Here is a 13462-nt window from a genome sequence, read left to right on the forward strand (position 1 = left end):
GTAGAAACTTCTCATTTACGTATACATATATTGAGGATTTCACTGGCAGCCTCATCAACAGACAGGGTATCGTTCATCATTTCATCCAAGAGTCTGCCGCACAATATATCATCAAAGTCTACATCGCTCTCACCTTGCGAAAATAATGCATAGGCTTTTACTTGATCCTTGCTTTCAGAAGTCCAGTAATGCTCTTTAGCAAAAGGGTAGGTAGGCAGGCTGATACGATGAGGCATCTTCCCTGTGTAAAGTTTTTTCCAATCCAAATTTATCCCTTTGGCCCACAGCTCCAAAAGCTTGGTATATTTCTTTTTGGAAATCCAAAGATCGATCATTTGTTGCAAGTCTTCGTCCCCCGAAAAAATAGACAACGATTCTCTGTTGCGTTTAGCCTGTCCCCTATATAGGTTGAGCATGTTATGACGTCCATCCACAAAACTCTTTAATTTTCCCTCAAGCTCTGTGGTAGATTCCACAAGTACGGCTAAACGCTCCTCCATCGCTTCGCGCCCCACCTGAAGCGTGTAGGCAATATCCGATAGGCTTGCGAAGGATAGCTGACCCTGAAGAGCATTCAGCAGCTGCCGTCCCTTTTCCTTAAGCTGCTCCTCGCTCTTGGCTGACAACACGATCATGACAGGTCCCTGAGAAGCGGATTCTGTTCCAGACTGTTCCTGATACTCGGGAATATACTCTTCAATCACGATATGGGCGTTTGCCCCGCCTGCACCAAAAGACGATATTCCAGCCCGTCTTGGATATTCTTTTGTGATTCCATCGGTTGTAATTACCGGTCTCTTCCATTCCTCCAGGCTTTGCTGAACGATAAATGGAGTGTTGTTGAAATTAATTTCAGGGTTCAACTTCCTTGAATGTAAGGATGGTACTAGCTGGCTGTACTTAAGCTGCAACAATATTTTAGTCACTCCTGCAATGCCTGCTGCACTCTCACAATGTCCTATATTGGATTTGACCGCCCCTATGGCGCAGAACTGCTTATCCTTTGTAAATTTTTCGAATGCCCTTGTCAGTCCTGCAATTTCAATAGGATCTCCCAGAGCTGTTCCGGTTCCGTGGGCTTCAATATAACTAACTGTCCTTGCATCGACATCCGCACGCTGGAGCGCTTCTTCAATCAACCAGGATTGAGCTTGAGGGCTAGGTACTGTATAACCGCTGGTTTTACCTGAAGCATTAAGCATGCTCCCTTTGATTACTCCATAAATATGGTCGCCATCTGCAATGGCCTTCTCCAACGGCTTCAACACGATCGCGCCGACACCCTCTCCGTCGACGAATCCATCTGCCTGATCTCCGAATGACTTACATTCACCCGTTTTAGAAAGCATCGTCATAGCCGACAGCTTGATATAGTGGATAGGGTCTACAATCAAGTTGACTCCCCCGGCAATGGCACACTCGCTTGTACCGCTATACAGACTTTCCAAAGCCAAATGGATCGCCGTCAATGAGGAAGAGCAAGCGGTATCTAAGGACATACTCGGACCTTGGAAATCCAAATGATAGGAAACTCGGTTCGAGATGGAATTATATTGAGGTCCCAAACCGTAATTTCCGTTCATAACGCCTGCAAATACACCGACTCTTCTACTCTCACAAAGATTAGCAGGGGTATACCCAGCATCCTCTATGCTTGCATATGCTGCTTCCAGGAAAAGTCTTTCCTGCGGATCCATTGTTTCGGCTTCTGCGGGAGAAATCTTGAAAAATAGCGGATCAAATAAATCAATGCCTTCGATAAAACCGCCCGATTTCGTATAGATTGTGCCCCTTTTCCCTTTTTCTTGGTCAAAGTAGGTCTTCCAATCCCAACGGTCTTTCGGAATTTCAGTTATGCAATTTTTACCTTCTCTTAGATTGTTCCAATATTCCTCTATATTACGAGCTCCCGGATAGCGTCCTGCCATCCCAACAATCGCAACATCCCTGATATTGGAGGATCGTATCGTTGGCTTTTCCATTGTGCTGTCAGAAGGCTTAAGGAAACGACCTCCCCGGTCAAACTTCATTGGGACAGTAGCGAGTAATTGCGAAGCAGGGACCTCTTCAACTCTGGAAGTCTCTTCGGTTAACTCCTGTTCCTTCATCCCTACCAGCTTCTTCAACGAGTCCTTTTGCGTTTGAAGAAGGTATGCTACTAGATCATCTATGGTGTTGTACTCAAAAAACAGCGTGCTGGCAAAATCCTCGATGACTTCACGCAAAACATTTGTGATTTGCACAACCAATATCGAGTCGATTCCATACTCTTCCAGGGCAACCGTTGAGTCGATACTTCCCGGTTCCATTTTTAGCGTCTCACCAAGCAAATGTTTAAAGTACGCCGTACTTTTTTCACGCAGCACATGTTCTACCTCTGCTTGTGCTACCTCTATTTTGGATTGAGTTCGTTGTTTCACTGATACCGTTTCTACGGTTCTTTTCTCCACCGATATTGATCTTCGTTTGTGCTGTCGCTTTTGCCGAACCATGCCATCGCTTTGGGCTGCAACAATCTGCTGGCCCCAATCATGCGCTTCTTGCGCCGGGAAGAACGCTGCATGGAAGCCTTCTTTGTCCAATACGGTTTTCCATATTTGAGGGTGAAGCCCTGGGCATCCAGGAATACGCCATTCCGGATCCTCATACGCCCACCAGCCATCTAGCAATCCGAAGGTAAGGTGGGTAAATACGCTACTACCTGTGATTTCATTGAGCAGGAGCAAGCCGTTGCTTTTCAAAACCGCTTTAGCATTACGTAACGCCTGGCGGATGTCTTTTGCGGTATGAAGTACATTAGCGGCAATGACAATATCATATTTACCCGTCTCAATACCTTGCCCGGCAATAGGTTCTTCAACATTAAAAATCTGATAGCTGAGATACGGATTATGCGGCCCATACTCTTTTTCCGCGTGCATCAAAAAGGCTTTGGAAATATCGGTATAGCAGTATTCCTCAATGTGTTTGCGGTATGGGCGTAATTTCAGGAAAAGCGTAGCACTGGTCCCTCCGGTGCCTGCGCCGATTTCCAGAATTCTGATTTTCGCAGTGGAGTCGGCCATAATCCTCTCCTGAATATAAGCGGCAGTAGTATCGGCAAGTACTTCATTAAAGTAGTCCACCACCAGATTGTTCTTATAAATCCCTTCCACTAGTTCCATTGAGGAATTGGGAAAGATGACTTCAGTCGCAGGCGATTTTCCGGTAAGCACTTCCGGTAAAGCCCGTAGCGTTGTCTCAACCAAATTAACCCTTGCTCTCATCTGCGGATATTGCAGCCAAGTACGCTTACGCTCTTCCCATTCCTGCCAGACATCATCTCGATCCGTCAAGCTGGGGTTTCTACCTGATAGGTCGTTATCCATCTGTGCCAAAATCGCCATGCTCTCTTTCAGCCATTTGCCATATAGCTCAGGTAGTCCGAGTTTATTTTTGAACTCGTCGACAGACTGACGATCTGTCCCTGATAACCCTATGGACAAGAGCTGCTCCTGCAACAACCTGCGTAGGAGATGTTCCATCTCCCTTTCCTGGAGGTCGCCCATATCGTCTGCGGCATAGTTTTCGATAAAATGGCTTCTTGATTGTATTGCTGTAGCAATATTTTCCTGTATATCCCTGAGATTCGGATCCGAATTAGGCGGGTAGAGATCAATCTCTTCCGTCGGATTAGTCCCTTCCATCTCCAAATGTCTTGTTGTTTTCATAAGCCCCATTTGGTCCACCGGTGAGGCAAGAAGCGTCTCAAGCGCCTCCATCCCCTCCTGCGGGTCAATGAGCCCAACACCTATTTGCGCCAGTCTGGAGTAATTTTCTACCTCCTGCCCTCCATTTTGAGAGGCATTGTTTTCGCCGCTCCCCCAGTATCCCCAGTTCATGACCTTCACCGGACAACGCCATTCCTGCGAAAGACGATGCGCAAACGCGTCTTTAAAGGTACTTCCGGCAGCATAGCTACTTTGTCCCGGATTCTTTACATAGGTAATAATGGAAGAGAAGAACAATACGAAATCCAACGGCTCATTTTGGAAGACCTGAGCCATGCGTACACTTACATCAACCTTTGCTGAAAGCCCTGACCGGAGCTCTTCCTCCGTCAAATCTTCCAAGCCCTTCTCCAAAAATGAAATGGCTGAGTGGACCACTCCGTTTATGTTGGAGTACCGCTGTTTTATTTCCTCATATGCCCGCTGCAGCTCCCTTTCGTCTGCTACATCCGCCGTGATATAGCATGGAACAGGTCCCAGGCCTTCAAATCCGTCCAGTTTGGCCTGGATAGAGGCATCCTTTTGCCTTCTGCCTAGCCACACCATCTGGGCCTGGTAAGTACAGGCCATATACTTGCTCCAAGCCTCTCCGATAGTGCCAGCGCCTCCAATGACCACATAGACGCCTCCGGTTTTGTATAGCGTCTGTCCTTTTAAACCTGAAGTCTGTTTGAATGGGATCAAGTGCTGCCGGTACCACTGCCCATTCCTGAAAACCCACATCCGTCCTTGCCGGTCCGAAGGCAGCGTAAACATATCGGATAGCGGCCAGTCAGCATCGGATTGCAGGTCAAGGATACGGATTTTCCAGTTCGGATATTCTTTGGCCATGGTGCCTACCAGCCCATGAAGACTTGCGTGAGTCGGGTTGACTGTATCGTTCTGATCCATCGGCTGAGCTTGATTGGTTATCGTTGTCCAGCCTAGCTTTTTCGTCCCATATCCCAATAGAAGCATCGCTTTGACCATTCTAAAGAAGAGAAGGACTCCCTGCTCCTGTTCCTTGATCAAGGATTCGGCAGTCACCGATTCGACGGAAGCACAGGGTGCAATCCACAGAATATGGTCAACGGCTCCATATTCTTCTACCTTTGAGGCAACTGTTTCAATGGAATCGTGCGCTTGAAGCTCCAAGAAATGCGCCCTAGGATAATACTCCCGGATGGCCTGTCTGTCTTTGTCAGTACCACCTGCAATGACCAATCGGTCTGTCGGTGACGGGGAAACGACATCTTTTTTTACAGCAGCCGGGTCCCATTTCGGGATGAGCAATACGGATCCTACAAGCGGATCGGCGGCACTTTCTCCTGCCGCTGCGCCTTGTGCATCCTCAATGCCGACTTCTCCGTCCAGCGCCCGGGTGGATAATCCTGTTATTCTGACGCAAATAGTTCCTTCCTCATCACACAAGTCAATATTAAGCTTCTGTACCTTGTCTTCTTTCTTGCTGCCCTCGCTGTATTGAATCAACGACCACATGGTCGGGGTGCATGCCCCATAAATCTCAATCTCTTGGAGGGCAAACGGCATATGAGGCGTAGCTGGTACAGTGCTGCCCGGTAGCCCTCCGTTCTCTTGGCCCATGATTAGCCCGATGGATGCATGCAAGGCCGAATCCAGCAAGCTAGGGTGAAGGACTAAGCTGTCCGCCATATTAGAAATGAAGGAAGGCATTGCCAGCTTGGCTAGCACCCTGCCCGGATGTGTATATACCTTCTCCACACATCTGTATGCCGGGCCATAATCCATTCCCATTTCCTCGAAGATTTCATAACATTGCGATCCGTTAAACCTATGTTGACCAAAATCTTCCTGTAACGCCCTAAGGTTTAGTGTCGGTTTTTGCTCTACGTAAACCTGCACCGCATCACCTTGGCTATGCACGGTATGCCCTCTTTCGCTTCCTACTTGCCCGCTGTACACTTCAAAGCTGATTTTTCCGGTGTCTTGCAGGGAGAGCCTGGTGTGTACAGAAACTGGCTGGTTGTCCACCACAATAGGCCGAATCCAGTTTACATTTTTCAAACGGATTCCTGTTGTGCTGTTGTCCATATCTCCTGTGGAACGTTCTACAGCCGCCCGTACCATCTCAAGATAGGCTACGCCAGGCAGAACCTTTTGACCTTTCACAACATGATCCTTGAGGAAAAATTCCTCGCCTGTAAACGTTGAACTGAACCGTTGCTCCAAAAAGTCTGAAGTGTTCTGATGCAGTAAAGGTGTCAAAAAGGAAGATTGGAACGAAGCGGCTTCTGTTATTGCGGCGCTCTTTTCCTCATGTACGGGTATCCAATAGCTTTCTCTGGCAAAAGGATAGGTTGGCAGACTCATCCTGCGAGGCTTCACATCCTCATAAAGCTTGTTCCAATCCAAAATCAGTCCCGTAACCCAAAGTTCAGCGAGCTTTCCATACTTCCCTTTGTCCACCCATGCATCAATCATTTTAGCCATATCTTCATCGACTTCCTGAGTGACAAGCCCTCCTCTATTACGCTTTACCTGTCCTCTATACAGCTCTTCTACGCCTTCTTTTTTTTGTAGGAAGCCTTCCAATTTCCAGTCAAGCTCTTGGATGGATTTTGCAATGATCGCCAGACGTTCGTCCATCGCTTCTCGCCCGATTTGCAGCGTGTAGGCGATATCTGAGAGACTTGTATGCGGGTCATTCAGCTCTCTGATTGCAGACAGCAATCTTTGCACCTGCTCGTCCAGCCTTTCCTTATTTTTGGCCGACAACACGACTATGACAGGATTCAGGGATGCAGGCGCAGCTTGCTGCTGACTAGCTTCTTCTGGAATATATTCTTCGATGACCACATGAGCGTTAGAGCCCCCAGCACCAAAAGCCGATACTCCTGCTGCCCTTGGGTATTCTCTGGTTTCACCGTTGATGGCAACTACAGGTCTTTTCCACTCTTCTAATCCCTGCTGAACTTTAAAGGGACTATCGCTGAAGTCGATATTGGGATTTAAAGTACTTGCATGTAGCGAAGGCACGATTTGTTTATATTTCAACTGCAAAAGCACCTTTGTCACCGCGGCGATACCAGCGGCGCTCTCACAATGCCCAATATTAGACTTCGCCGACCCGATTGAACAGAACTGCTTATCCCCGGTATATTTACGGAAGGCCTTTTGTAAGCCTGCTATTTCAATCGGATCTCCCAGTGGAGTTCCTGTTCCATGGGCTTCTATATAGCTGATGGTTCTGGGGTTGATTCCTGCCTCCTTCATTGCCTGACCAATCACACGGGCCTGTGCGTTGGGGTTAGGTACGGTATAGCCATTGGTTTTCCCCCCGTGGTTCACTGCAGTTCCTTTGATAACTCCATATATCCGGTCTCCGTCTGCTATGGCTTTCGCTAATGGTTTGAGCAGCAATGCCCCGACTCCTTCTCCCGGTACATATCCGTCTCCTTGTCCGAAGCTTTCACATCTCCCATTGCTTGATGCAAAACTTCCCTGTCCCAACAATAGGTATTTGTTAGGATGGATGGAGACGTTGACCCCTCCTGCTACTGCCAGTTCGCATTCTCCATGCTGTAGTCCATGACAGGCCATATGAATTGATGTCAGTGACGAGGAGCACATGGTATCTACAGCGATACTTGGCCCTTGAAAATTACAAAAATACGATACCCGGTTGGCAACCGCCGAGGCATTCCCGAGAAGTCCAATCATCCTTCCCTTGGCTTGTTCCTGGGCTCCATAGAGTTGATACTCATGGTACATCACTCCGACGTAAACCCCGACATTGCCTTCTATGCCGCCAAGCTCCCGCTCTGCACAAAGGGTTTCTCTCGTATAACCCGCATCCTCTATCGTTTCATAAACGCATTCCAGGAATAAGCGCTCCTGCGGGTCCATCGTTTCCGCTTCCCTTGGCGAAATATTGAAAAACAACGGGTCAAACCAGTCCACTCCATCGATGAACCCTCCCCACTTGCTGTAGGTTTTTCCGGGCTTGCCTCTGTTTTCATTAAAGTACAGACTGTGATCCCAGCGTTCCTTGGGAATCTCTGTAATGCAATCCTTTCCATCCCTTAGGTTTTCCCAGAACTCTCGGATACCCAATGCTCCCGGATATCTTCCTGACACGCCGATAATTGCAATGTCTAATGCCTTCTTCTCCTGATGTGGCTGTATCCCTGTCGGGAGAAGCCATGGACGCCTACGATTAGCCGATATCGAGGCTAAAGGCTCTATGGTTGCTTTTATAGGTACTTTCGGGCCTGCATCAGGAGCCGTATTCTTCTCTGTCGCTTCTACAGCATCAATCAGCCGACCGCGATACGATTCAAGAAAATAACTCGTCAATGACCGGAGATTCTGGTATTCAAAAAATAATGTTTTCGGTAGTGAGCCGAAAGTCTTTTCCAATTCATTGGTAAGCTGCATAACCAGTATGGAGTCAATCCCATACCTGTCCATTGGTGCATTTACATCTATACTTTCAGCGGGCAGCTTGATCACGGTTGAAAGTACCGTTTTCAAATAACCCTCCGCTTTTTCCCTTAGCCATTCTTCTCCGATAAGCGGTGCTCCCCCGCTTTCTATTACAGATCGGCCTGAGACATCCGTTTCCGAGAGCTGGCCTAAAATTGCCGCTTTAATCCTTTGGGGATACCCTTCGATCACCATAACCTGACTTCTGCCGGAAGACAGGCTTTGATACAAAGCTTTGATTCCATTCTCCGTTTGCATGGCAATCATGCCCAGACCTTGCATCGCCTTTTCCGTTTCCAGGTCGACATGCATGCCTCCATCCTTCCACAGAGGCCAGTTTATCGACAGCGTTTGCCCCTGGCGCTGCTTTGCTGTCACCAAAGCATTTCGATAGGAGGCATACGCATCCATGAATCCATTAGCAGCGGAGTAGTCAACCTGTCCTACATTGCCAAGGCTTCCTGCGCCTGAAGAAAATAAGATAAAGAAGTCCAGAGGCAGGTCTCTGCTGGCCTGGTCCAGATTCATCAACCCTGAAACCTTCGGAGTCAGCACTTCTCTAACCTCTTCTTTAGTCTTCTTGATGATGAAGTTGTCCCGAATCACTCCGGCTGTGTGCAAAATACCGTTAAGGCCGCCAAATTGCTCGACGATGCCATGAATTAACCCGGTAACCGATTCGTTGTGGCCCACATCCGTCTGTTGATACTCTATATGACCGCCCAGCGCTCTCAGTTCGCTTAACAGAGCCTTTTGGTCCGCAGAAAGTGATGACCGACCCACCAATACGACGGTGGAGTTTTTCACATTGCGCACAATGTCTCTGGCAAAAATAAGTCCCAGGCCGCCTAAGCCACCTGTAATGAGATAGATCCCACCATCTCTCCACGGCAGGTCTGCATCTTCACGTAAGGCTCCAATTTCTTGCCACATTAAAGCCTGTCGTTTGTCCCCTTGGTACCGTATCCGTTCGTTATGCCGGCCACTCCGGTTCCCTTGTAGTTTCTCAATGATTCCTTCGACATCATCTTCCACATCAAGCTCAAGCAACTGACCCATGATATTCGGATTTTCTTTTTGAGCGGTTTTCAACATTGCAAAGAGCCCGGAATAAACCTGTTGGTCCTTCCGAGCGTGGGTTGCCAGCTGTATCAAAACTTTCTGTTTGGGTATGTCTAGCAGGATGCTTTGCAATTCTTCAAATATCTGAATGGTATAATCTTCAAACCGACTGTCCATATCCATGCTGGAGGACTGTAAAACAAGGCAGCGAGTACCATCCATGTGGGCTTCAATATCCTCCCCGGCGATACCATCAAACTCACACAGGATCACAACATGCCGGATATCGTCGTTAGCGTTCACCCCTGTGGTGACAGGCGTCTCCTGCCAGACAGGCTCAAGCATCAGTGTACCCATATCCTCAGTGATGCTGGCTTGCCCCACATCTCCTTCCAAAGCTCTGGATAAAAGTCCTTTGAGCTGCACGCAAATCTTTCCGGTCTCATCGCACAGATCAATATCCACCTTGCTTAATCCATTCGACGTCTCTTCACTCCCATCGTGAAAGATCCGGGCCCACATCACTGGAGTGCATTTTTCGGATATCTTCAGTTCCTCCAAAGCAAAGGGTAACGCAGGCTTGCCTACAGGCAAATTTTCTTCCGAACTCATTACCAAGCCGATTGTGGCCTGCAAAGTTGAATCCATCAAAGCTGGATGCATTACAAATTCACTTTGAGTATGGACTACAGCGGATGGTAGGGACAGCTTGGCCAACACGTAATCCTTTCCTCGAAAGATTGCCTCAATGCCACGGTGTGTTGGTCCATAGTCTATCCCCATGGCTTTGAAAGCTTCATAGCATTGGCTTGAAGAGAGTGGTGTGAGGGTACAGTTTGCTCGTAAGACATTCAGGTCCAGATACTGTAGCTCGCCAGCCCTCTCCAACACAGCCATTCCCTGACTGTGTATAATACCTTCAGCGTCGGCTCCTTCCATCCCGCTGCATATTTCAAACGCAATCTCTCCATTGTCCTGGGGATATAGACTGATGAGTACCCTGACCGGTCCGTCTGCTACAACCACAGGCCGAGCCCATACGATATTTTTCAGCTGAATATGGGTCTCGCCTTCTACTACGGCTCCCACTGCCTCTTCTACAGCTGCTCGCACCATTTCGAGGTAAGCCACCCCGGGTAATGTTTGTTGACCCTTGATTCTGTGGTCTGACAGGAAAAATTCCCGGCCTGTAAAAGTAGAGCTATAACGTTGTCCGGAGAGATCGGAAATATTCTGATGCAATAAAGGATGAATTTGGGCAGTCACAGCCAGATTTACACTGCCTTGTCCAGTGTCTGTTTCGGATAACCAATAGCGTGCCCTTTCGAAAGGATAGGTCGGCAGACTGATTCGTCTGGGCTTGATATCTCCATACAGTGCGTCCCATTCAATGCTTGCACCATTGGCCCACAATTTGGGTACCTTATCAAGTCTTTTCTTCTGAGTCCAGGCCCGAACCAGGGTTCCGGTGTCTTCGTCCGAATCCAAGAGTTCGATTCCGCCACCTACATAGTTCACACGGCCGATCAGCACTTTTTCCGACGAGTTTCCGTTAATAAAATGTTCAAGTTCATCTATCAGATTTTCTCTTGAATCCGTCAAAAACGCGAGACGCCAGTCCATAGCCTCTCTTCCCACTTGCAAGGTATAGATCAGGTCCGTCAGATTAACGCTTTCGTGCAACTTAACAAAATTCATCATATCTGCTGCATAGGTTTTCAAGGAATGTTCACTTTTAGCAGACAGCACAAATAGTCCCGGGTTGTCTTTCCCCACTGGGGGTAGATTCACCGCAGAGACTACAGGAACATATTCTTCAATAACCATATGAGCGTTAGTGCCGCTAAATCCGAAGGAACTTACGCCCGCACGCCGGGGTACTCCCGGTTCGGGCTCCCAGCTTTGCAGACTGGTGTTAATGTAGAACGGGCTATCTTCCAGAGAAATATGCTCATTTAAGGATTCGAAATGAATGGTAGGCGGCAATTGGCGGTGCTTCATGGCCAGCAGCACTTTCATCACACTGGCCACCCCGGCCGCAGTCATCATATGACCCATATTGCTTTTCAGTGACCCCAATGCGCAATAGCCCTTCTTGCTTGTATAGGATCGGAATGATTCCGTAAGTCCCTCCACCTCGATAGGATCACCCAGCTTTGTTCCTGTCCCGTGGGCCTCGACCATGGAGATGGTTTCGGGATGAATGTTAAACCGTCGATATACGTCTTTTTCTAGCGAGATTTGTGAATTTACACTCGGGGCAGTTATTCCGTTGGTTTTTCCATCCTGGTTCATTCCCCATCCCCGAATAACTCCATATATGGAGTCCTTGTCTCTGACTGCATCAGAGAGCCGTTTTAATAAAATGACCCCCACTCCTTCTCCGGGTACAAACCCGTTTGCACGGGCATCAAAGGTAAAGCACCGTCCATCCTTGGACAGCATTCCTGCCTTGCTAGTCATAACATGCATCCCCGGACCAGCCATAATCATGACTCCGCCTGCCAAAGCAAGGTCACTTGTTTCTAAAAGGAGACTGTTGCAGGCTTCAGCAATAGCCACCAGAGAGGAAGAGCATGCTGTATCAATAGCCAAAGAAGGACCTTTCAAATTTAGCAGATACGAAATCCGAGCGGATAGAATTGAAGGCGACCCTCCCATAAGAACCTGCGCATTTAACCCCTGCCCACTCATGGACCTCCCATAATCACTGGCTGCACAACCTACAAAAACACCGCAACGGCTCTCCGACAGTGAAGCTGGATTTAATCCGGCATCTTCAATGCATTTCCAGCTGCTTTCAAGAAACAGGCGCTGTTGAGGGTCCATCATCTCTGCTTCTGCAGGGGATATATTAAAGAACAACGGATCAAATTTATCTACATCCTCTAAAACACCCATCCATTTGCTATAGGTTTTTCCCTGAGCCTTGGGATCGGTATCGTAATATTCATCGATTGACCATCGCGTTGAAGGGATTTCCGATATACAATCCCTGCCCTGAGCCAGATTGTCCCAAAATTCAGCCAAAGTCCTGGATTCGGGGAATTGCCCTGCCATACCAATAATTGCGATAGACTCCTTATGTTCCTGACCGTGCGGCATAGATGGCATAGCTTTTTTAGAATCAGCATGCTTGACCGGTTTGTGGGAATCATTGCTATTCGGCAGCTGTCCATAGGCGAATTGAATCCGTTCTTTAACCTCTTGCTGATTCACAAACGTTTTATCCTGCATTTTTATTTCTTTTTCAATAGTAGCCGCCAGCTTTTCTCTTATCGATTGGGCCATATGGTTTTTCAACTCAATTAATGACTCCCTGGGAGACTCAGACAGTTTTCTTGCCAGTTGCATGGAGTACGGCACCACTTCATTCCTCGGTACAACCGGAAAAGGAACCCCTTTGGTTTCCAGTTCCGAACCACTATATCTAGTACCTGTAAATAAAATTTCCTGTGCCATACTAACCCCGAATTTCTCAGGGAAAATCAGGGTCGAACCCGCTCCGGGAGTAAAGCCGTACTTCATAAAGTTAGTAGTATAGATGCTTTCCCGACTCATCACGATAAAATCGCAAAACATCCCCATGCACCAGCCAGCACCAATCCCATGTCCCTGCATAGCAGCGATGACGGGCAGCTTGCAATCCAAAGCAATCTTGTAAACATTGGTATCGCTATATTTCGCCTTTCCCTCATGGATAGCCAGCAATCCCTCTTGGGTGCCTCCTGTGGCAAAGTAGGTGTCATATCCCGTCAGAATCACAACTTTATAATTCTCGTTAGCCTGGACCGTTTCGAATGCTTGATTCAGGCCAATAATCAGTTCATCGGAAAATGTATTTTTGTGCGCCGTGTCCTTCATTTTCAACAGGACAATCCCGTGCTCAAATTCCTGCAATTCAACCACAGACTGTACCTTTATTTGGGGGGCGCTTATCTCCTGCCCATCCTCCGGCGTGTGAAAGCTGTCCAATGGTTGCAACGTGAAAGCCCGTCCTTCTGATAATTCCTGTGGACTGGCTTTCAATGATTTATCCGGGAGCTCGCCAATAAATTGAAGCAATTGTTTTTCAGCATCTTCATAATTTATTTCCCCTGCTTGCACCGCACGAAAAATATCTTTTGAATCCATAAACATGTCCTCCTAGCTGTATGAAATAGGACAAATATCGTGTTGGCTGT

1 protein-coding gene is annotated in these 13462 nt (G+C 47.8%); it reads right to left on the minus strand.

Annotated elements, in window-relative coordinates; translation table 11 throughout:
- Positions 1–11: 11 nt before the first annotated feature.
- Positions 12–13412, minus strand: a complete 13401-nt coding sequence (locus tag KAI36_RS16765; protein ID WP_220025471.1) for an SDR family NAD(P)-dependent oxidoreductase — start codon at positions 13410–13412, stop codon at positions 12–14.
- Between the last annotated feature and the right edge of the window lie 50 nt (positions 13413–13462).

This window comes from Paenibacillus sp. S02, from assembly GCF_019454065.1.
In the GTDB taxonomy this organism is placed as follows: domain Bacteria; phylum Bacillota; class Bacilli; order Paenibacillales; family Paenibacillaceae; genus Paenibacillus; species Paenibacillus polymyxa_B.